Raw genomic sequence first — 20,260 nt, forward strand, 5'->3', positions numbered from 1 at the left:
CGATGACGAAGGAGTTGTCATGTCCGGCAGAGACACCGCCGCGCGTGAGCGCGCCGCAGACGCCGCGGTCGGGGCCGCGGCGATGAAGAAGGCGATCTGGAGGCTCGGCCCGTTCCTCGGACTGCTGTACCTCGTCGCCTACATCGACCGCAACAACGCCGGCTTCGCCAAGCTGGAGATGACGGCCGCGCTGAACATCACCGAGGCCGCGTTCGGCTTCGCCGCGGGCATCTTCTTCATCGGCTACCTGCTGTTCGAGGTGCCGAGCAACCTGCTGCTGGAGAGATTCGGGGCCCGCAAGTGGATCGCCCGCATCATGATCTCGTGGGGCATCGTCGCCGCGCTCACCGCGTTCGTGCAGGACGCCACGCAGTTCGCGATCGCACGCTTCATCCTCGGCATCGCGGAGGCGGGCTTCTTCCCCGGCGTGCTGCTCTACCTCACCCTGTGGTTCCCGCGGCAATACCGCACGCAGGTGCTCGCGGTGTTCGTGCTGTCGAACCCGATCGCCAACGCGGTCGCGGCCCCGCTGTCGGGCTGGATGCTCGAACTCCACGGCCTGTGGGGACTCGACGGCTGGCAGCTCGTGTTCCTGCTGCAGGGCGTGCCCGCGGTGCTGCTCGCGTTCGTCGTGTTCTTCTGGCTGCCCGACCGCCCGCAGGACGCGCGCTGGCTCACCCCCACCGAGCAGCGCTGGATCTCCGACACCCTCGCGGCCGAGACCCAGGCCACGGAGCAACGGCACGGCCGTCTCCGCCTGGGCGAGGTGTTCCGCAACGGGCGGCTGTGGACGCTGATCGTGCTGTTCTTCGGCGTGGTGTTCGGCGCCTACGGACTGGGCATGTGGCTGCCGACCATCGTGAAGAGCATGGGCGACTTCTCCAACGCCACGACCGGCTGGCTGGTCGCGTTGCCCAACCTGTGCGCGGCGCTGGTGATGCTGCCGTGGGAGCGCGCGGCGCGCAAGCAGGGCAACATCCCGCTCCAGATCGGCATCACCCTGAGCATCACGGCCCTGTCGCTCATCGCGGCGGTGGCGGCACAGGGCACGCCGGTGCTCGCGCTCGTGGCGCTGTGCATCGGCATGTCCGCGCTGTTCTCGACGACGCCGCTGTTCTGGAGCCTGCCGCCCATGGTGCTCACGGGCACGGCCGCGGCCGCGGGGCTGGCGTTCATCAACTCGGTGGGCAACCTCGCGGGCTTCGCCGGACCCTACGCGATCGGCTGGATCAGCCAGACCACGGGGTCGGCGGTGTGGGGCCTCTTGCTGATCTCCGGGCTCACGCTGCTCGGGGCGGCGATCGCGTTCGTGCTCAGCCGTCGCGCCGACTTCACGACGGCCCCCGCGCTGACGCCCGAGTCGGCGCCCGCCTCGCGGTGACCGCCGCGGATCGGCGGGCGTAACGAGAACGTAACCCCGCCGGTCCGCTTCGCTCTAGACGCTCACCTCATTTTGCTACATGCTATAGCGCAATACCCTTACCCGAAGCATCACCCGAAGCACCACCCGACACCTGGAGGCACCCATGTCGCGTCGTCGCGTCCTTCTCGGCGGAGCAGCGTTGCTCACCGCCGCCCTCATCACCGCCGGCTGCAGTTCCACATCCGCGTCCGACGGCTCACCGCAGGACGGTGGCACGCTCACCGTCGCCGCAGCGCAGGGCATCCCGCAGCTCAACCCCGCCATCCGCACGTTCGCGTGGGAGGAGGTGCTGTTCCCGCTGCTGTGGAACGGCCTGACCACCACCGACGAGTCCGGCGAGATCGTGGGCGACCTCGCCGAGAGCTGGGAGACCTCGGACGACCAGAAGACCTGGACGTTCACGCTCCGCGACGGCGTCACGTTCTCCAACGGCGACCCGTTCACCGCGGAAGACGCCGTCGCCTCGTTCGAGTACTACCTCGACCCCGACACGGCCACGCAGGAGAAGAACAAGATCGACATGGTGACCGACGTCACCGCGCCCGACGACAAGACCGTGGTCATCACGCTGTCCGAGCCGATCGCCACGTTCGACGCCGGCATCGTGTGGGTCAAGATGCTCGACGTCGACGCGCTCGACACGATCGACAAGGAGCCCATCGGCACGGGGCCCTACGTCGTCGAGAGCTTCACGCCCGACGACAGCCTCACGCTCGTGCCCAACCCCGAGTACTTCGGCGAAGCGCCCGCGCTCGACGAGATCCGCATCGTGAAGGCCGCCGAGTCCACCGCCGCCGTGACCGGGCTGCGCTCGGGCGACATCGACGTGCTGTGGTCGGTGCCGCAGGGCGACGTGGCGAGCCTCGAGGGCGGCGGCGACATCGCCCTGGTCAAGCCCGAGAACCCGAGCCAGTGGCCCTCGTGGGAGGTCGACACCACCTCGCCGCCGTTCAACGACGTGCGCGCCCGGCAGGCCCTCGCGTACGCGATCGACCGCGAGGCCATCCTCGACGCCGCCTACTACGGCCAGGGCACGGTCTCGCCGACCAACAACGCCCTCGGCGAGGTGAACCCCTGGTACGGCGGCGACCTCACCGACTACTCCTACGACCTGGACAAGGCCAAGGAGCTGTTCGCCGCGGCCGGCGTGACCGAGGGCAGCACGCTCACCTGGTGGGGCGTCGCGGGACAGTACCCGGAGTGGAACACGAGCGGCGAGATCCTGCAGGCCAGCCTGAAGGAGATCGGCATCACGCTGAAGATCGACAACAACGACGTCGGCACCTGGGTCGACTCGTTCTACCCCGCGGGCAAGAGCTTCCCCGGCTACATCGTGCCGAACTTCCAGTCCACCCCGCCCGAGCCCGCCTACTCGCTGAACTTCTACCTGGAGGGCCGCTGCGAGTGCAACTGGGTCGACCCCGAGTTCCAGTCCGCGTTCGCCGCTGCGGTCGCCGAGCCCGACCAGGCCGCGCGCGCCGAGAAGTGGGGCACCGTGCAGACCATCATCAACCAGCAGGTGCCGCTGATCGTGCCGCTGCAGTCCACCGTGGTCACCGCGACCAGCACGAAGGTGGACGGCGTGTGGGTCGAGGGCGGCGGTCAGCTGCACCTCGAGGACGCGCAGCTGAAGGGCTGACGTGCTCCTCTCCGTCCTGCGCCGGGTGGCGATCAGCATCGCGATGCTGATCGCCACCTCGCTCCTCGTGTTCGTGGTGCTCCGGCTGCTGCCGGGCGATCCCGTCATCACGCGCCTCGGCTCCACCCCCGGCGTGGATGCGGAGATGCTCCAGCGGCTCCGTGAGGAAGCCGGGCTCGACGCCCCCGTGATCGAGCAGTACCTGCGGTGGATCGGCGGCGTCGTCACCGGCGACTTCGGGCAGTCGTACTTCAACCAGTTCTCGGTGACCGAGCTGATCGCCCAGCGCCTTCCGGCCACGCTCGAGCTCACGCTGATCGGCATCCTGCTGGCCGTGCTCGTCGCGACCCCGGCCGCCGTGATCGCCTCGCTGCGCCCGCTCGGCGTGGTCGACCGGGTGCTGACCGCGATCTCCACCGCGGGCATGGCGCTGCCCCAGTTCCTGATCGGCATCGTGCTGATCGTGGTGTTCGCGGTGCAGCTGAAGTGGCTTCCCGCCCGCGGGTACACCCCGTTCGCGGAGGATCCGGCCGACAACCTCGTGCGCATGATCCTGCCCGCCCTCACCCTCGCGTTCGCCGCCGCGCCGCTGCTGATGCGGTTCCTGCGGGCGTCGATGGTGGAGGTGCTCGACGCGCCCTACATCCGCACCGCCAAGGGCAAGGGGCAGTCCGCCGGCGGGGTCGTGCTCGGGCACGCGCTGCGCAACGCCCTCATCCCGGGGCTCACCATGCTCGGCCTCATCGTCGGGTACACGCTCGGCGGCGTCGTGATCGTGGAGTACGTGTTCGGCGTGCCGGGGCTCGGCTCGCTCGCGATCGACGCCGTGTTCAAGCGCGACTACGCGGTGCTGCAGTCGGTGGTGCTGCTGATCTCCGCCCTGTTCATCCTCACGACGCTCGTGGTCGACCTGCTCTACGGCGTGCTCGACCCGCGTCTGCGTGCAAGGAGCAGCCGTGGCTGACACCCTCACCCTCGCCCTGCGGCCGACCAGGCCGCGCCGCCGCGTCGCGGTCGCCTCGTGGATCCCGTTCGGACTCCTGGCGCTCATCGTGCTGGCGTGCGTGCTCGCCCCCGTGCTCGCGCCGTTCGACCCCGCGGCCCAGTCGCCCGACCGGTTCGCGGCCCCGTCGGCCGTGCACCTGTTCGGCACCGACGAGCTCGGCCGCGATCTGTTCAGCCGCGTGCTCTACGGCGGCCAGCTCACCGTGTTCATCGCCGGCGGCGCGACCCTGGTCGCGATGGTGCTCGGCATCGCGTGGGGCATGGCCGCCGCGTTCGGCCGCGGCTGGATCGACGAGATCCTGATGCGCCTCGCCGACACGGTCATGGCGATCCCGCAGATCCTGTTCGCGCTCGTCTTCATCTCGGCGTTCGGCGCCGACCCCGTGAAGCTCGCCGTCATCATCGGGGTGCTCCTCACCCCCACCACGGCGCGGCTCGTGCGCTCCTCGGTGCTGAGCGAACTCCAGGAGGACTACTTCACCGCCGCGGTGGCGTTCGGTTCCCCGCGCCGCCGGCTGCTGTTCGCCGAGGTGCTGCCCAACGCGCGCGGCCCCATCGTGGTGCAGGCGGCCATCAACGCCGCCAACGCGATCCTGCTGGAGGCGTCGATGAGCTTCGTCGGTCTCGGCATCGCACCGCCCGAAGCCACCTGGGGCACGCTCGTGCAGCAGGGCTACCAGAAGATGTACCAGTCGATCGGGTACGTGCTGTTCCCCGCGCTGTTCATCTTCGTCACCATCTGGCTGCTCAACGTGCTCGCCGACCAGTTCGGCGGCGATCGGAAGGGGAAGGGCCGATGACCGATGTCACGCCCGTCCTGCGGGTGCAGGACCTCACCGTCTCCTACGGCGACGTGACGCCCGTGAAGGGGATCAGCTTCGCGGTGCGCCCCGGTGAGCGGATCGGCCTGGTCGGCGAGTCCGGCTCCGGCAAGTCGCTCACGGCGCTGTCGATCATGCGGCTCAACGACGGGGCCGCCCTCGGCGGCAGCATCCGGCTGCGCGACCGGGAGCTGCTCCCCCTGAGTCCCCGCGAGATGACCCGGGTGCGCGGCGGCGAGATCGCGATGGTCTACCAGGACCCGATGTCGTCGCTGAACCCGGTCCGCACGATCGGGCACCAGCTGGTCGAGGCGATCCGGCTGCACGACCGCGTGTCGAAGGCCGCAGCCAGGGTGCGCGCGGTCGAGCTGCTGACCGAGGTGGGGGTACCGCTGCCCGAGGAGCGCCTGAGCCAGTACCCGCACGAGTTCTCCGGAGGCATGCGGCAGCGCGTGATGATCGCGATGGCCATGTCGTCGCGGCCGGCCGTGCTCATCGCGGACGAACCCACCACGGCGCTCGACGTCACGACCCAGTCGCGCATCATCGACCTGCTCGACCGTCTCGCCGAGGATCACGGCACCGCGGTCGTGCTCATCACGCACGACCTGGGCGTCGCGGCCGGCTTCTGCGAGCGCATCCACGTGATGCGGCACGGTCGCGTGGTCGAGGAGGGGCCGGTGGACCGGATCTACGCCGCCCCGGAGCACCCGTACACGCAGGCGCTGCTGGGCGCGGTGGTCGACCTGACGGTGGACGTGCACCGACCGATCCGCACCGCCGCCGAGGTGCTCGAACGCGGCACGGAACCGCTCGTCGAGGCGGGGTCGATCAGCGCGGTCGACCGGGCGCGGGAGTCGGGCGACGTGCTGGTGGACGTGCAGGGCGTGTCGAAGGTGTTCACGCTCGGCTCGGGCCGGCGCGTGACAGCGGTGGACGACGTGTCGTTCCAGATCCGTCGCGGCGAGACCGTGGGGCTCGTGGGCGAGTCGGGGTCGGGCAAGTCGACCGTGTCGAAGGCGGTGCTGGCGCTCGGCGGGATCGACGGCGGCGCGGTCGTGTTCGACGGACAGCGCCCGCACGACCTGCGTGGCGAGGAGCTGCGGCGGCTGCGGAGGCGCATGCAGATGGTGTTCCAGGACCCGTTCTCCGCGCTCAACCGTCGGCAGACCGTGGCGCAGATCATCGAGGCGCCGCTGCTCGCGCACGGCATCGGCACCAGGGCGACCCGGGCGGAGAAGGTGCGCGAGGCCATGCACCGCGTGCGGCTGGACGAGGAGTTCGCGCACCGGCTGCCCCGGTCGATGTCGGGCGGCCAGTGCCAGCGCGTATCGATCGCCCGGTCGCTGGTGCTCGAGCCGGAGTTCCTCGTGCTGGACGAGTCGGTGTCGGCGCTCGACGTGTCGATCCAGGCGCAGGTGCTCAACCTGCTGCGCGAACTGCAGACCGAGCTGGGGCTGACGTACCTCTTCATCAGTCACGACCTCGCCGTGATCAGGTACATGTCGTCGACGGTCGCGGTGATGCAGCGAGGGCGCATCGTGGAGATCGGTGCCCGCGACGCGCTGTTCGCGAACCCCCAGCACGAGTACACGCGCAGCCTGATGGCGGCGATCCCCGTGGCCGATCCGGCGCGGGAGCGGCAGCGGCGGGCGGAGGCGGCGGCGCTGCTCGCGGCCGAGCCGGTCGCCGCGTCACCGGCGTGACGTTGTCGCGCCCGAACCACTGAGTCAACGAAGGAGCCGTCATGTCGGACACACCACTCACCGCCGCGGACGAGGGCGTGCGCTCGACGGGGCGCCGCGCCCTGATGACCGGGCTCGGCGCGGTCGCGCTGGGGGCGGCGGGCTCGGTCGTCGGCGCGTCGTCCGCGCAGGCCGCGCCCGTCGCCACCGGGGCGAAGGACGTCACGCGCGTGGAGACGGTCGCGGAGCTGATCCGGCTGCGGGCGCGCGACGGCGAGCTCGCGGTCGTGGCGGGGTATCACGCGCCGGGCGACGCAGGGCTGCTGGTGTACGTGGGGTCGGAAGACGGCACGGTCGCGGCCAACGGGGGCACCGTCATCGCGGGCAAGCGCGACACCCGGTGGCTGCTGCAGCACGACGGCACGGTCGACTTCCGCGCCTTCGGCATCACCGGGCCCGAGGTTCCGGCGGACGACGCGCTCGACGCCCTGGTGAACGACCCCCGGGTCCAGCGGATCCAGGGCAGCTCCGACCTGCTGTTCCAGCGACGGCACCGCTTCACCCGTTCGCACGTCGAGCTCGACTTCGGCGGGCACCTGATCACCACGGACGGCATCGAGCCGAACACGGCGGACAACCCCTTCGGTGCGGTGATGTTCTTCACCGGCACCTCGCTCGACGTCGTGGTGGAGCACGCGCTCGCAGAGCCCTGGCCCGAGCTGACCGATGCGGTGGCCGTGCCGGACGCCTCCGTGTTCCCCGTCGACTCGTGGTGGGCGGTGCAGTGCGACGAGGTCGCGGGCGGCGGGCGCGACGAGCGCGAGCTGCAGCGGTTCGTGCGGGTGACGCAGCAGCTCGACGGCAGCCACATCCGCATCGACTACCTCAACGGCTGGGCGCTGGATGCCGGGCGTCGGCTCACGTGGCGGCGGATGGAGCCCGTCGCCGGCGTCCGCATCCGGAACCTCCGCTTCCTCGGCGCCGGGCCGTTCGAGGGGCCGACCGACGGCTCCTTCCCCGATCCGCGCGAGCGCACGGGGTCCCACCCGATCGCGTTCGAGTACGCGATCCACTGCGACGTCGCCGACGTGCACGCCAGCCGCACGTGGTGGCCCGTGATCATGCGGCGCTGGAACACCCACTTCACGACGGAGCGCTGCTCGGTCGAGAACCCGCCCACCGTGTTCTACGGCGGCGCGGGGTATCTGACGCAGCAGATCTACAGCCTGTACGGGCGAGTGGCCGACTGCTCCTCGTCCAACGCGCGACACCTCAACGACCTCACCGCGAGCGCCTACTGCCTCGTGGAGAACTGCCACGGCGACGGCGACGACCAGGGCGGCAACCCCTTCACCACGCACGGCCAGTACGAGCACGACCTGACCTTCATCGGGAACTCCGGCCTCATGGACATCGCCAACTCGGGGGCGCAGTGGGGCACCGCCGCGAAGCGCATCACGGTGCGCGACCACGTGTGCTCGTGGTTCGTCGCCGGCACGAAGATCAGCGACCTGACGCTCGAGAACGTCCGGGTGATCGGCCGCTCCACGTTCGACCCCCAGGCCACCATGACGATCAACGCCGACGGCGCACAGGTGCGCGGGTGCACCGCGGGACTGCTGGCGATCGGTCAGCGCTCCACCCGGTCGTCGCGCCCCACCACGATCGAGGACAGCACGTTCTCGCTGCCGAAGGATCAGGTGCTGGTGCAGACCCCGGTGACCGCGACCGTGAGCTTCGTGCGCTGCACCATCGCGGGCATCGACGGGACGAAGGCGCGCGGGGCCGGCGCGGTCGAGTTCGTCGACTGCCACCTGAGCGGCCCGGCCACCGGTGCCCCGATGGAGATCGGCGCCGCGCGGGTCACGATCCGCGGCGGAACCGTGCGCGACATCGCCCTGACCGCCACCGCCGTGCGCGACCAGCTGGTCGCGGTCGAGGGCGTCGAGCTGGCCACGGAGCGTGACGGCGGCGCCCTGCTCTCGCGTGCTGCGGGCGGCGGCGTGGTGACCTGGCGGGTCAGCGGCGTGACCTCGACGGCGGGGAAGGGCGCCGCGCACCTCGACATCGGCACGGGCGTCAACCACGCGCGTGTCACCGGGAGCCAGTTCGCCGGCGGCGCGCTGCGCCTGGCCGAGGGCTTCCCGGAGCCGTCGACGCTGCTGTACAGCGACTCCGTCGCCCGCGGCGTGGACGCGGCGGTGCCCGAGTCCGGGGACCGCGTGCTGATCGCCGACGTGCTGACGACCGCCTGAACGACGGCATCATGGAGACCAGGGAGGACCTCGCTTGAACGACACGGCAGCGGCCACGCACCTCGGAGACCGCATCCGCATCCCCCGCACCCGCGCGCGCCTCGGCGTCGCCCGGCGCGACATCACGCCGCCCGTGGGCATCCGCGCGAAGAACTGGGGCCCCGCCGACTGGGAGCGGTCGGAGGGCGCGCACCGGCCGTTCGAGCTGACCGCGCTCGCGGTGATCGCGGCGGACGAGCGGCCGCGCGTGCTGCTGGCCGTGGACGGCACGTGGTGGCGGCGCGTGGCCGACGAGCAGGCCGTGCGCGGCGCGATCCTCGACGGCCTCGGACTCGACCCCGACCAGTTGATGCTGTCGCTCTCGCACACCCACGCGGGCGCGGTGCTGTGCGCGGCCGACGCCCACCTGCCCGGCGGTGAGCTGATCCCCGGGTACCTCGACGCGCTCGCGGCGGCGGGGGTCGCGGCCGGGCGGGAGGCGCTCGACGGCGCCCGGCCCGGGCTGATCGAGTGGACGACGGGCACGTGCACGCTCGCCGCCGACCGGGAGCTCGACCTCGACGGCCGCGCCCTCGTGGGCTACAACCCGCAGGGGGTCGCCGACGACACCGTGACCATCGGCCGCATCAGCATCGACGGCACCGTGCGGGCCACCCTGGTGAACTACGCGTGCCACCCCACGACGCTCGCGTGGCAGCACCGCGGGGTGTCGCCAGACTACGTGGGCGCCATGCGAGAGCTCGTCGAGGGGGCCACGGGGTCGCCGTGCCTGTTCGTGCAGGGGGCATCGGGCGAGCTGGCCCCGCGCGAGCAGTACACGGGCGACGTGACGGTGGCCGACCGGCACGGACGCTCGCTCGGGCACGCGGTGCTCGCGGCGCTCGACGCCCTGCCGCTGCCCGGCGAGGAGCTGACGCTGGAGGGCGTGGTCGAATCGGGCGCGCCGCTCGCGATCTGGGCGGGACGCGGAGCCGAGGGCGGCGAAGCGGCCGGGGGCGTCGTGGCCGCCGTGGAGCTGCCGCTGCGCGACCTGCCGACCCTCGACGAGCTGGCGGAGGAGTGGAAGGACATCGACGCGCGGTCGCGGGAGGAGCGGCTCGGCCGGGCGCGCAACCTCCGCGACGGCTACATCGACGGGCCGACCGTGACGCATCCGGTGTGGGCGTGGCGGCTCGGTGACGCCGTGATCGTCGGACACCCCGGCGAGGCGTATTCGCGGTTGCAGACCACACTGCGGTCGCGGTTCCCCGCGACGCCCATCGTGGTGATGAACCTCACGAACGGCCCGGGGTTCGTGTACCTCCCGACGCGCGAGGCGTACGACCGCGGCGCGTATCAGGCTTGGCAGACGCCGCTCGCGCCCGGCGCGCTGGAGCTGCTGGAGGAGCACGCGGCGGCTCTCGTGGCGCGGCTGCTCGACGCCTGACGCGGACCGCTACACTTGCTATAGCAAATCCCCGATGCAGAGGAGAGACATGAGCCAGCGCCCCGTCGCCATCGTCACCGGAGGCTCCGCCGGCATCGGCTGGGAGATCGGACAGCGGCTGTCCGCGGACGGCTACGTCGTCGTCGCGACCGACCGCGTGCCCGGGCTCACCGCGGGCGACAACCCCGCCGGCATCCTGTGGCGAGAGCTCGACGTGACCGACCACGCCGCAGTCGACCGCGTGTTCGGCGAGGTCGAGGCGGAGCTCGGGCCGATCGAGGTGCTGGTCAACAACGCGGGCATCCAGCGGCACCGCGGCATCGAAGACCTCACGTGGGACGAGTGGTCCGCCGTGGTGGACGTGAACCTGCACGGGGTGTTCTCCGCGCTCCAGGCCGCCGGGCGCCGCATGCTCGACCGCGGCGACGGTCGCATCGTCAACATCTCCTCCATCTCCTCGCGCGGGTCCGCGGGGCGCGCGCCGTATGCCACGACCAAGGCCGCCGTGATCGGCCTCACGGCCACGGCCGGAGCGGAGTGGGCGTCGCGCGGCGTGCGCGTGAACGCCGTGGCTCCCGGCTACGTCGACACCGGGGTGTTCCGCCAGGGCGTCGAGCAGGGCACGCTGAGCCTCGACACGATCCTGTCGCGCATCCCCGCGAAGCGCCTGGCCGATGCGAGCGAGATCGCCGCGGCCGTGAGCTTCCTGGTGTCCGACCAGTCGCGCTACATGAACGGTCAGACGCTGTACGTCGACGGCGGGTTCATGGTGGACTACGGCGTGCCCCTCGCGAAGAAGCCCGAATGAGCGCGATCGCCCGCATCGACACCGCCACGGTGGTGCTGCCGCTGCCCGCGCCGCTGCAGCTCGGCGCCATGACCGTGACCCGCCGCGAGTACACCGCCGTGCGGGTGACCGCGGGCGACGGCACGACGGGCGTGGCGTACTGCCTGTCGCGCGAGGCGCCGATGGCGGAGATCGTGGAGCGGCTCGTCGCCCCGCACGCGGTCGGCGTGGACGCGGACGACCCCGCCGCCGCGTGGGACCGGATGCTGCGGGGGAGCGCGATCGTCGGACGGGTCGGGCTCGTGCGGCGGGCGATCGGCCTGGTCGACATCGCGCTGTGGGACATCGCGGCGCGTCGGGCCGGGGTGCCGCTGTGGCGTCTGCTCGGCACGGGCGACGCCCCGCGCGATGCGATGCTCGTGGCGGCGTATCCCTCTCCCGGGCGCATGCCGCGGGCGGTCGCGGACGAGGTGCTGGCGCAGGCTCCCGGGTGGTCGCAGGTGAAGATCTCCCGCATTCCCGATCCGGCATACATGCGCGAGCTGCTGGCGATCCTGAACGCCGAGCTGCCCGCCGAGACGCGACTCGTGGTGGACGTGGGCTTCGGGTGGCCCGACGCCGACACGGCTCTCGCGGAGCTGGCGCAGTGGGGGAACCCGCGGCTCGGGTGGCTGGAGGATCCGCTGCTGCCCGAAGATGCGGAGGGCGTCGCGCGGATCCGTCGCGGCTCCGGGCTCCCCGTCGCGGTGGGCGACGAGGTCACCGATCCCGCGGTGCTGCAGGCGCTCGTGGAGGTCGGCGGCGTGGAGGCGCTGCGGCTCGACGTGGTCGCGATCGGCGGCATCACGCCCGCCCGGGAGCTGATCGCGTGGGCGGCCGAGCGCGGCGTGCCCGTGTCGGGCCACGTGTACCCGGAGGTCACGGCGCACCTCGGCATCCAGGTGGAGACCTTCGCGCGCGGCGTGAACCCCTACGATCCCGCGCCCTCCTTCGTGACGGGCGGCCCGCAATTCGATGGCACCGTGACCCCGAGCGACGTGCCGGGCCTCGGGTTCGGCCTCGACCCCGCCGTGTTCCGATTCGAGAGGGACTGACATGACCGATTCCCCGCGCAGCGTCGTGGTCACCGGAAGCGCGAAGGGCATCGGCCGCGCGGTCGCCGAGCGCCTCACGGCCGACGGATGGGTCGTCGTCGGGCTCGAGCGCACGCCCGGCTCGCGCACCGTCGAGGAGGGGGCGGCCGCGGAGGTGGTGCTCGGCGACGCGTCCGACCGCGCGGCGCACGAGCGCGCGGCGACGGCGGCCAGGGCGCGCGCACCCCTGGCCGGGTGGGTGAACAACGCCGGGATCACGAAGCGCACACCGCTGCACGACCTCGACGAGTCGGTGGTGCGCGACATCCTCGACATCAACGGCTTCGGCTACCTGTGGGGCTGCTCGGCCGCCGTGTCCGCGTTCCTCGACCAGGGCGTGGCGGGGGCGATCGTGAACATCGGCTCGATCCACGGGCGCTCGAGCTTCGTCGACCACGCCGCGTACGAGTTCACGAAGGGCGGCATCGATGCGCTCACCCGGAGCGTGGCGGTGACGTATGGCGGTCTGGGCATACGCGCGAACACGGTCGCTCCCGGTGGCGTGCGCACGCCGCACCTGGAGGCGCAGATCGCCCGCGCGGCCGATCCGGCGGCGGAGGAGCGGGCGCTCGCGGAGGGGCCGCCGATGGGGCGCATCGCCCGGGCCGAGGAGGTCGCCGCGGTCACCGCATTCCTGCTGTCGGACGAGGCGCCGTACCTGTCGGGCCAGTCGATCGCGGTCGACGGCGCGTGGACGGCCTCCTTCGGCGACATCACGCTCGACCCCGCCCTGCGCGCCCGCTTCGACGCCGGCGCCGGTTCGTAGAGCGCGTCCCCTCGGTTCCTGAGCGAGCGAAGCGAGACGAAGGACGCCGCCCGCCCGATGTCCGCGGTCCGTGCGACGATCCGCTCGTCGACGGGAGAACGGATGCGTGGGGAAGCCACCGTGCTGCACGCCGACCTCGATGCGTTCTATGCGTCGGTCGAGCAGCGCGACGCTCCGGAGCTCCGCGGCCGGCCGGTGATCGTGGGCGGCGGGGTCGTGCTGGCAGCGAGCTACGAGGCCAAGGCGCGCGGGGTGCGCACGGCCATGGGCGGACGGCAGGCGCGCGAACTGTGCCCCGATGCGGTCGTGGTGCCGCCGCGCATGGAGGCGTACTCGGCCGCGAGCAAGGAGGTGTTCGCGATCTTCCGCGACACGACGCCGCTGGTCGAGGGGCTGTCGATCGACGAGGCGTTCCTGGAGGTCGGGGGTCTGCGGCGCATCGCGGGCACGCCGGAGGAGATCGCGGTGCGGCTGCGGGCGCGCGTGCGACGCGAGGTCGGGCTGGCGATCTCGGTCGGGGTCGCGCGTACCAAGTTCCTGGCCAAGGTCGCGAGCGCCGTGAGCAAGCCGGACGGGCTGCTGGTGGTCGAACCCGAGCGGGAGGAGCAGTTCCTGCTGCCGCTCCCGGTCGAGCGGCTGTGGGGCGTGGGCGCGGTGACGGCCGAGAAGCTGCACCGCTACGGCGTGCGCACGGTGGGGCAGCTCGCCGAGCTCGAGGCCGCGACGGCGGAGCGCATGCTGGGCAAGGCCACGGGCGCGCACGTGCACGCTCTGGCCCGACTGCGGGATCCGCGGCCGGTCGACACCACGCGGCGCCGCGGATCGATCGGCTCGCAGCGGGCGCTCGGCAGCCGGCCGCGGTCGCCCGAGGAGCTCGACCTCATCCTCACGCAGCTCCTCGACCGGCTCGCGCGGCGACTTCGCGACGGCGACCGCGTGTGCCGCACGGTGGTGCTGCGGCTGCGGTTCGGCGACTTCACGAAGGCGACGCGCTCCCGCACGCTCGGCGCGCCGACCGACCGCACCGCCCTCCTGCTCACGGTGGCGCGTGCCCTCCTCGCCGCGGCGCAGTCCGACATCGCCGCGCGCGGCATCACGCTGATCGGCCTGTCCCTCACCCAGCTCGACCGTGCCGACCGGGTGCAACCGGAGCTGCCGATCGACTGGGGGGACGAGGCGCGGCTCGACTCCGTGCTCGACACGCTGCGGGACCGCTACGGCGCGACCTCGGTCTCCCGTGCGGCGCAGCTCGGCCGCGACCCCGGGTGGTCGACGCCGATCCTCCCGGAGCACGAGTGAGGTACGGGCGGGATCGCGCGTGGCGTCGTCGTGCGCATCGCCCGTCGCGCGGACGGCCGTCGCCGACGGTGGCTCCGGCCCCGCGGCTCAGGCCTTGAGCATCGAGGCGCGGGAGATGCGGCCGTCCACGACGTCGAAGGTCGCGATGGTCTCGGTCGCGACGCCCGCGTTGATGACCTGCTCCTGCGCGACGACCCATCGCGTGCCGAACAGCACGCTGCTGTCGATCACGCAGGAGAGCTCGGGGTTCTGCAGCCGCGGCTCGTAGAACGCCCGGATCGCGGCCGCCCCGACGATCGGCTCCGGGGTGACCCCGGTGATGACGGCGTCGTCGGCGTAGGTGGCGACGAACGCGTCGAGGTCGTGCGCGTTGAACGCGTCGAGCTGCGCCTGCACGGTGTCGTGCGCGGAGCGGGCGAGGGTGGTGTGGTCAGTCAATTCGAACTCCTCCGTTGACGTCGTAGGTGGCGCCGGTGATGAAGCGGGCGCGCTCGGAGGCGAGCGACGCGATGATCCAGGCGACGTCGGCGGGCTCGCCGAACGCTCCGAGCGGGATGCCGGCTTCGAGCTTCGCGCGCCCTTCGCCCTGCAGCTGGTCGGTGATGGCGCTCGTGACGGGGCCGGGGGTGACGGCGTTGACGCGGATGCGCTCGGCCGCGAGATGCCGGGCGAAGCTGCGCGTGATGGCGAGCAGTGCGCCCTTGCTCGCGGCGTAGTGGATGCCGGTCTGCAGCGCGCCGACCTGTCCGGCGATCGAGGCGATGTTGATCACCGAGCGGTCGCCCTCCGCGGCCCGCAGCAGCGGGAGCGCGGCGCGGGTGAGCAGGAACGTGCCGCGCGCGTTGGTCTCCATCACGAGGTCCCACTCGTCGATGTCGATCTCGGGGTAGGGCGTGTACGGGCAGACGCCACCGTTGTTGATGAGCACGTGCAGCTCGCCCCAGGTGACGGTGATGCGGTCGGTGACGGCGTCGATGGAGGCGGGGTCGCGCAGGTCGAGCTGCGACACGAGCACCTCGGCGGCTCCGGCCGCGCGGCACTCCTCGGCGACGCGTTCGGCCTCGGCCTCCCGCCCGGCGTAGGTGATCCAGAGGGCGTACCCCTCGCGGGCGAGTTCGAGAGCGGCGGCGGTTCCGATGCCGGAACTCGCACCGGTCACAAGGGCGCGGCGAACAGTCATGCCTAAACGCTATAGCAACATCGGCCCGATGTCAGCGCTGTACTTCTATTTGCTAGATGCTATAGCATCGCTCCCATGACTGCGCCGTTCATCCTCGTCACCGACTGCGACCTCCCGGGGACCGTCATCGAAGACACCCTGCGCGGCGCCGGGCTCCGTGCCGAGCGTGCCGCCTCCGGCAGCCCCGACGACATCGCCGCGCGCGGCGCCGAGGCCGAGGGGCTCGTCGTGCAGTGGGCCCGCATCGACGGCGAGCTCATGGACCGCATGCCGAACCTGCGCATCATCAGCCGCGTGGGCATCGGCTACGACATGATCGACGTCGAGGCCGCGACCGCCCGGGGCATCGCCGTCGCCAACACCCCCAGCTACTGCATCGAAGAGGTCGCCGCGCACACCGTGGCCATGGTCATGACGCAGGCGCGGGGCCTGCCCGCCTACGACCGCGCCGTGCGCTCCGGCACGTGGAAGGCCGTGGACGCCCGCCCCCTCGCCGTGCGTCCGTCCACCACCACGGTATCGGTCCTGGGCTTCGGCCGCATCGGCTCGCTCGTCGCCCGCGGGCTGCGCGGCCTCGGGTTCCGCGTACTCGTCGCCGACCCGTACGCCCCCGCCGATGCCGTGCGCCAGGCCGGCTGCGAGCCCGTCGACCTGCCCGACGCGATCGCCGCCGCCGACATCCTCACGCTGCACGTGCCGCTCACCGAGGCCACCCGGCACCTGATCGACCGGGCCGCCCTCGCGACCATGAAACCCGGCGCCGTGATCGTCAACACGTGCCGCGGTCCGCTGATCGACGAGGACGCGCTCGCCGCGTCCCTCCGCGACGGCCACCTGGGCGGCGCGGCGCTCGACGTCTTCGCTGGCGAGCCGCTCGCCGCGGACTCCCCGCTCCGTGACCTCGACGGGGTACTGCTCACTCCGCACGCCGCGTGGTACTCCCCCGAGGCGCTCGCCGACCTGCCCGTGCACGCGGCCGAGAACATCGTCCGCTCGTTCGCGGGCGAGTCGGTGCCGATCGTGAACCCGACCTTCGCCGCCGCGCGCTGACCGGAAGGACCCCATGGAACTGCTGCGCCTCGGCCCCCGCGGCCACGAACGCCCGTACGTGCGCGACGACGCGGGCGTGATCCGCGACCTCTCCGCCCTCACCCGCGACATCGACGGGGCGTTCCTCGCGGCCGACGGCATCGCCCGCGTGCGTGAAGCCCTGCACCGCGGGGAGCTGCCGCCCGCCGACGTCGACGGCCTCCGCGTGGGCGCGCCCGTCGCCCGCCCGACCGCCGTGCTCTGCATCGGGCAGAACTACGCCGCGCACGCCGCCGAGTCGGGGTCGGAGCCGCCCGCGCACCCGGTGCTGTTCTTCAAGCACCCGAACACCGTGGTCGGTCCGCACGACGTGGTGCTGCTGCCGCCCGGCGCCGAGAAGGTCGACTGGGAGGTGGAGCTCGCCGTCGTGATCGGCAAGCCCGCCCGCTACCTGCCGTCACCCGAGGCCGCGCGCGACGTGATCGCCGGATACACCATCTCGAACGACGTGTCGGAGCGCGCGTTCCAGCTCGACGTGTCGGGCGGGCAGTGGTCGAAGGGCAAGTGCTCCGAGACGTTCAACCCGCTCGGCCCCGCGCTGGTCCCCGCCGACGAGGTCGACCCGCAGGCGCTGCGGCTGCGGTCGTTCGTGAACGGCGAACCGCGGCAGGACTCCTCCACGGCCGACATGATCTTCCCGGTGCTCCAGCTGGTGCACGAGCTCAGTCACTATCTCGTGCTCGAACCGGGCGACGTGATCAACACCGGGACCCCGCAGGGTGTCGCGCTCTCCGGCCGCTTCCCGTACCTGCAGGACGGCGATGAGATGACGATCGAGATCGAGGGTCTCGGTCGTCAGTATCAGCGGACGGAGCGGGTGCACCTGCCCTGATCCCGAACCCGGCGGCCTGTGTCCGCGGCACGGCTCCTTTCGCTGAGTGCGCCGTGTCGCGGGCAGAGGTCGTCGGAGACGGAGGGGCGGGTGCGGGCCGGGGTGGTCAGGCGTTCTCGCGCGGGGTGGTGCGCGGCGGTGTGCGGGGCAGCGGGTCGGTGACGGGGATCCGCTCCGGCTCCGGCGTCGCGCTGGCCTCCGGCGTCGCGGTGGCTTGCGGGGTCGCGGCGGCGGGGGCGGAGGGGAGCTCCCTGGCGACCTGCTTCTCCAGCACCGTCACGGCTTCGTCCGACAGCAGGATGAGGCCGTCGAGCTCCTCGCGCACCCGCTTGTAGGCCACGTTGCGCTCGGCCTGTGTCGCCGACTCGTCGACCGCGACCTTCAGCAGCTGCTGCGCGCGGTCGAGGCGCTTGCGTTCCGCGTCCGTGAAGGTGGAGTCGCGCAGCCGGCGGGCGTCCTTCTCCGCGATCTCGAACGCGACCGCGTAGTCGCCCACGGCCTGCAGGTACTCCGCGACCTGCTGCTCCGAGAGCTGCGCGTCGGCCGACGCCGGGCGCAGGGCGTCCGCCGTCTTCTTCGCCCGCAGGAACGCCGCGGTGAGGGGCTGGCGGCCGTCGCTCATGGCGGGGAAGGCGATGAGCTTCGCCACGTCGAGTTCGTAGTCGAGCCACCGCGCGGTGATCTCGTCGTGCTCCGCGAACAGCCGGGCGAGCAGATCGTCGGTCGAGACCGGGGCCGACGTGTCGACGACCGACGGTCCGCGGCGCTTGGCCTCGCGGCTCAGGGCGCGGGCCTCGATCTCGGCGGTCTTGAGCTGCGCCTTCATGCGCAGGGTCTCCAGGCGACGCTCGTGCCGGCGCTTCGAGCTGCGCTCCCACGCCTTCGCCACACCCCCGGCCATGCCCATGAGAGGGAAGACGAGCCACCAGTAGTTGCCCGCGAAGGTCCAGAAGCCCTGGATGAACTCGTCCATGATGGGTTCAGCCTACTGCGCGCCTTCGCCCGGCCGGGGGGGCTCCGGCGAGCGGCCTCGGCGGCTACGGTGGACGCATGCCGGGCCGGAGCGGGGCCAGCCTGCCTCCGCGCACGCCCCGGCCGTGTCGAGGAGGAGAGCATGGAGACGAGCACCGTCGCGATCGTCGGGATCGAGAGCACGCACGCCACCGAGATCGTCCGGCACCTCAACGTGCACGGTGCGGTCGAGATCCCCGTCCGGGTCGCGGCGCTCGTCGCCGGCGAGGTCGAGCGCACGCGGGAGCTCGCGGAGCTGGGCGCGATCACCCGCATCGCGGCCGAGCCGGGTGAGCTGCTCGGGGCGGTCGACGGCGTGATCGTCACCTCGCGCGACGGGTCGCACCACCGGGCCGAGGCCGTCCCGTTCCTCGAGGCGGGCATCCCGGTGTGGGTGGACAAGCCCCTCGCGACCACCGTGGCGGATGCCGACGCGATCCTGGAGGCCGCCCGTCGCGGCGGCACGCGGGTCACGTCGTCCTCAGCGCTGCGCTGGCTCGACGACACCGCGGAGATCGCGGCGACGCTGCCCACGGTCGGCGAGCTCCGTTCGCTCACGGTGTCGGGCCCCGCCGACGCGGAGAGCACGCACGGCGGACTGTTCTTCTACGGCATCCACCACGCCGACCTCGCCCAGAGCCTCGTGCCCGGGGTCGCGGAGGGTGTGGAGATCGAGCGGGACGAGGGTCGCGTCGTCGCCCGCTACCGGGTGGGCGGCGTGCCGGTGACGCTGGAGTTCGTGCGACCGGAGGGCGACGCGGCCGTGCCGTTCCGCGTGACCGCGGTGGGCTCCGTCGGGACCGTCGAGCGTGACATCGCGGTCGGCCCCGGCTACCTCGACCCCGCGACCGACGCGTTCGTGCGGATGCTGCGCACGGGCGAGTCCCCGGTACCGGAGGCGCAGCAGCGAGAGGCGATCGCGGTGCTGGAGCAGATCACGAGCGCGCTCGCCCGCTGAGCCGAGTTGTGTACATAATCTCCCTCTTGTCACAAAAGCCTATACTGGGGGTATGACCCTCCTCAGCCGCAGCATCTCCTCGAAGGATCTCCGCGACGGGCTGTCCGATGTGCTCGGCGGGGTCGCGTACGGCTCGGAGCGCATCGGGGTGACCCGCCACGGCAAGCTCACGGCCGTCGTCATCAGTGTCGCGGATCTCGAGTTGCTGGAGGAGCTGGAGGCCGCGCGCGACGCCGCGGAATTCACGGCGGCGAAGGCGGCGGACGACGGCGAACGCGTCTCGCTCGACCATCTTCGCGCTGAGCTGTCGTGACGGCGTATCGCGTCGAGTTCACCGCGCCGGCGGCCAAGGAGATCCGCAAACTCGATCCGCCCGTGCGGCGGCGGATCCTGGCGGGCATCGAAGCGCTGGAGCGAGACCCGCGACCGAGCGGGATCCGCAAGCTCACCGGGTTCGACAACGCGTGGCGTATTCGGATCGGCGACTACCGGGTCCTCTACGAGGTGGTCGACGAGGTCGTGCTGGTGACGGTCTTCCGTGTCGCCCATCGACGCGCGGTCTACGACGACGTGTGAGCCGACCGCGTCCGGCGTTCAGCGGCCGAGCAGCTCGGCGCAGGCGACGCAGTACTCCGCGAAGGGGCGCACCTCGAGCCGTCCGGCGGGGATGGGCCGCCCGCAGTTCGCGCACACGCCGTAGGTGCCCGCGTCGAGCCGGGCCAGGGCGTCGTCCACCTGCTGCAGTTCCGCGGCGGCGGCTTCCGCGAGCCCGGTGAGCCGTGACCATTCCGACGACAGCGTCACGCCCTCGGGGTCGTGCTCGTCGTCGTCGTTCGAGCCCTCCCGATCGTGCGTGAGCTCGTCGAGCGTGGCTGCCGTCGCCCGCACGCGCTGCTGCGCCTCGGCACGCAGCCGCTCCAGCAGCACCCGCGGATCCTCACTCATCCGCCC

The 20,260-nt window shown here is 72.1% G+C and carries 20 protein-coding genes; 16 read left to right on the top strand and 4 right to left on the bottom strand.

The window, feature by feature from the left end; translation table 11 throughout:
- The first annotated feature begins 19 nt into the window (after positions 1-19).
- The 11 genes from KE274_RS01175 to dinB all read left to right on the top strand — a co-directional run bounded on the left by KE274_RS01175 (position 20) and on the right by dinB (position 14,239).
- Complete coding sequence (locus KE274_RS01175) at positions 20-1,381, top strand: MFS transporter (RefSeq protein WP_211540175.1); 1,362 nt, start codon at positions 20-22, stop codon at positions 1,379-1,381.
- A gap of 145 nt (positions 1,382-1,526) precedes the next feature.
- The gene (locus KE274_RS01180; protein ID WP_211540182.1) at positions 1,527-3,062 is read left to right on the top strand and encodes an ABC transporter substrate-binding protein; all 1,536 of its coding nucleotides are present in this window, start codon (positions 1,527-1,529) and stop codon (positions 3,060-3,062) included.
- Position 3,063: 1 nt separating this feature from the next.
- Positions 3,064-4,026, top strand: coding sequence for an ABC transporter permease (locus KE274_RS01185; protein ID WP_211540184.1), 963 nt, complete (start codon positions 3,064-3,066; stop codon positions 4,024-4,026).
- Positions 4,019-4,867, top strand: a complete 849-nt coding sequence (locus tag KE274_RS16405) for an ABC transporter permease (RefSeq protein ID WP_211540186.1) — start codon at positions 4,019-4,021, stop codon at positions 4,865-4,867. The genes KE274_RS01185 and KE274_RS16405 overlap by 8 nt, the downstream gene beginning before the upstream one ends.
- Complete coding sequence (locus KE274_RS01195; protein ID WP_211540188.1) at positions 4,864-6,594, top strand: dipeptide ABC transporter ATP-binding protein; 1,731 nt, start codon at positions 4,864-4,866, stop codon at positions 6,592-6,594. Before KE274_RS16405 ends, KE274_RS01195 begins: the two co-directional genes overlap by 4 nt.
- A gap of 41 nt (positions 6,595-6,635) precedes the next feature.
- A complete protein-coding gene (locus tag KE274_RS01200; protein ID WP_249185805.1) occupies positions 6,636-8,828 on the top strand; it encodes a DUF4148 domain-containing protein in 2,193 nt (730 codons plus the stop codon).
- Between the two features lie 34 nt (positions 8,829-8,862).
- Entirely contained in the window at positions 8,863-10,254 is a 1,392-nt protein-coding gene (locus tag KE274_RS01205) for a hypothetical protein (RefSeq protein ID WP_211540190.1), read from the top strand.
- A 49-nt stretch (positions 10,255-10,303) separates the two neighbouring features.
- A complete protein-coding gene (locus tag KE274_RS01210) occupies positions 10,304-11,062 on the top strand; it encodes an SDR family NAD(P)-dependent oxidoreductase (protein ID WP_211540192.1) in 759 nt (252 codons plus the stop codon).
- Positions 11,059-12,135, top strand: coding sequence for an enolase C-terminal domain-like protein (locus KE274_RS01215; protein ID WP_211540195.1), 1,077 nt, complete (start codon positions 11,059-11,061; stop codon positions 12,133-12,135). Before KE274_RS01210 ends, KE274_RS01215 begins: the two co-directional genes overlap by 4 nt.
- Before the next feature lies 1 nt (position 12,136).
- Positions 12,137-12,940, top strand: coding sequence for an SDR family NAD(P)-dependent oxidoreductase (locus tag KE274_RS01220; RefSeq protein ID WP_211540197.1), 804 nt, complete (start codon positions 12,137-12,139; stop codon positions 12,938-12,940).
- A gap of 102 nt (positions 12,941-13,042) precedes the next feature.
- Positions 13,043-14,239, top strand: coding sequence for a DNA polymerase IV (gene dinB / locus KE274_RS01225; RefSeq protein WP_211540205.1), 1,197 nt, complete (start codon positions 13,043-13,045; stop codon positions 14,237-14,239).
- Between the two features lie 87 nt (positions 14,240-14,326).
- Here dinB and KE274_RS01230 read toward each other — a convergent pair whose 3' ends face one another.
- Together KE274_RS01230 and KE274_RS01235 are read right to left on the bottom strand one after the other, a co-directional pair.
- Positions 14,327-14,677, bottom strand: coding sequence for a nuclear transport factor 2 family protein (locus tag KE274_RS01230; RefSeq protein ID WP_211540207.1), 351 nt, complete (start codon positions 14,675-14,677; stop codon positions 14,327-14,329).
- Positions 14,670-15,419: an SDR family NAD(P)-dependent oxidoreductase gene (locus tag KE274_RS01235; RefSeq protein ID WP_211540210.1), complete on the bottom strand. Its 750-nt coding sequence runs from the start codon at positions 15,417-15,419 to the stop codon at positions 14,670-14,672. The genes KE274_RS01230 and KE274_RS01235 overlap by 8 nt, the downstream gene beginning before the upstream one ends.
- Positions 15,420-15,494: 75 nt before the next feature.
- Between KE274_RS01235 and KE274_RS01240 the strand changes: the two genes are divergently transcribed.
- The gene (locus KE274_RS01240) at positions 15,495-16,469 is read left to right on the top strand and encodes a C-terminal binding protein (protein ID WP_211540212.1); all 975 of its coding nucleotides are present in this window, start codon (positions 15,495-15,497) and stop codon (positions 16,467-16,469) included.
- A 13-nt stretch (positions 16,470-16,482) separates the two neighbouring features.
- Positions 16,483-17,340 carry a fumarylacetoacetate hydrolase family protein gene (locus KE274_RS01245; protein ID WP_211540214.1) on the top strand — a complete coding sequence of 286 codons (858 nt, stop codon included), beginning with the start codon at positions 16,483-16,485 and terminating at the stop codon, positions 17,338-17,340.
- A gap of 106 nt (positions 17,341-17,446) precedes the next feature.
- On the opposite strand, the gene KE274_RS01250 is transcribed toward KE274_RS01245, so the two are convergent.
- Entirely contained in the window at positions 17,447-18,313 is an 867-nt protein-coding gene (locus tag KE274_RS01250; protein WP_211540216.1) for a hypothetical protein, read from the bottom strand.
- Positions 18,314-18,454: 141 nt separating this feature from the next.
- Here KE274_RS01250 and KE274_RS01255 point away from each other — a divergent pair, with 141 nt between their 5' ends.
- From KE274_RS01255 to KE274_RS01265, 3 genes are read left to right on the top strand one after another with little or no spacing between them, the layout of a single operon-like run.
- Positions 18,455-19,309: a Gfo/Idh/MocA family protein gene (locus KE274_RS01255; protein WP_211540218.1), complete on the top strand. Its 855-nt coding sequence runs from the start codon at positions 18,455-18,457 to the stop codon at positions 19,307-19,309.
- A gap of 52 nt (positions 19,310-19,361) precedes the next feature.
- Positions 19,362-19,622 carry a type II toxin-antitoxin system prevent-host-death family antitoxin gene (locus tag KE274_RS01260; RefSeq protein WP_211540220.1) on the top strand — a complete coding sequence of 87 codons (261 nt, stop codon included), beginning with the start codon at positions 19,362-19,364 and terminating at the stop codon, positions 19,620-19,622.
- Positions 19,619-19,885 (top strand): type II toxin-antitoxin system RelE family toxin, encoded by a 267-nt coding sequence (locus KE274_RS01265; protein ID WP_211540222.1) that lies wholly within the window; start codon positions 19,619-19,621, stop codon positions 19,883-19,885. Before KE274_RS01260 ends, KE274_RS01265 begins: the two co-directional genes overlap by 4 nt.
- A gap of 18 nt (positions 19,886-19,903) precedes the next feature.
- Here KE274_RS01265 and KE274_RS01270 read toward each other — a convergent pair whose 3' ends face one another.
- Positions 19,904-20,254: a TraR/DksA family transcriptional regulator gene (locus KE274_RS01270; RefSeq protein ID WP_211540224.1), complete on the bottom strand. Its 351-nt coding sequence runs from the start codon at positions 20,252-20,254 to the stop codon at positions 19,904-19,906.
- Positions 20,255-20,260 lie beyond the last annotated feature (6 nt).

This window comes from Microbacterium paraoxydans (assembly GCF_018224615.1).
GTDB classification, from domain to species: Bacteria; Actinomycetota; Actinomycetes; order Actinomycetales; family Microbacteriaceae; genus Microbacterium; species Microbacterium paraoxydans_B.

What these genes read in the sequence shown, in the direction of transcription:
- KE274_RS01175 (WP_211540175.1), top strand. Translation starts at nt 20, where the DNA reads ATGTCCGGCAGAGACACCGCCGCGCGTGAGCGCGCCGCAGACGCCGCG.
- KE274_RS01180 (WP_211540182.1), top strand. Translation starts at nt 1,527, where the DNA reads ATGTCGCGTCGTCGCGTCCTTCTCGGCGGAGCAGCGTTGCTCACCGCC.
- KE274_RS01195 (WP_211540188.1), top strand. Translation starts at nt 4,864, where the DNA reads ATGACCGATGTCACGCCCGTCCTGCGGGTGCAGGACCTCACCGTCTCC.
- KE274_RS01200 (WP_249185805.1), top strand. Translation starts at nt 6,636, where the DNA reads ATGTCGGACACACCACTCACCGCCGCGGACGAGGGCGTGCGCTCGACG.
- KE274_RS01210 (WP_211540192.1), top strand. Translation starts at nt 10,304, where the DNA reads ATGAGCCAGCGCCCCGTCGCCATCGTCACCGGAGGCTCCGCCGGCATC.
- KE274_RS01215 (WP_211540195.1), top strand. Translation starts at nt 11,059, where the DNA reads ATGAGCGCGATCGCCCGCATCGACACCGCCACGGTGGTGCTGCCGCTG.
- KE274_RS01220 (WP_211540197.1), top strand. Translation starts at nt 12,137, where the DNA reads ATGACCGATTCCCCGCGCAGCGTCGTGGTCACCGGAAGCGCGAAGGGC.
- dinB (WP_211540205.1), top strand. Translation starts at nt 13,043, where the DNA reads ATGCGTGGGGAAGCCACCGTGCTGCACGCCGACCTCGATGCGTTCTAT.
- KE274_RS01235 (WP_211540210.1), bottom strand. Translation starts at nt 15,419, where the DNA reads ATGACTGTTCGCCGCGCCCTTGTGACCGGTGCGAGTTCCGGCATCGGA.
- KE274_RS01240 (WP_211540212.1), top strand. Translation starts at nt 15,495, where the DNA reads ATGACTGCGCCGTTCATCCTCGTCACCGACTGCGACCTCCCGGGGACC.
- KE274_RS01245 (WP_211540214.1), top strand. Translation starts at nt 16,483, where the DNA reads ATGGAACTGCTGCGCCTCGGCCCCCGCGGCCACGAACGCCCGTACGTG.
- KE274_RS01250 (WP_211540216.1), bottom strand. Translation starts at nt 18,313, where the DNA reads ATGGACGAGTTCATCCAGGGCTTCTGGACCTTCGCGGGCAACTACTGG.
- KE274_RS01255 (WP_211540218.1), top strand. Translation starts at nt 18,455, where the DNA reads ATGGAGACGAGCACCGTCGCGATCGTCGGGATCGAGAGCACGCACGCC.
- KE274_RS01260 (WP_211540220.1), top strand. Translation starts at nt 19,362, where the DNA reads ATGACCCTCCTCAGCCGCAGCATCTCCTCGAAGGATCTCCGCGACGGG.
- KE274_RS01270 (WP_211540224.1), bottom strand. Translation starts at nt 20,254, where the DNA reads ATGAGTGAGGATCCGCGGGTGCTGCTGGAGCGGCTGCGTGCCGAGGCG.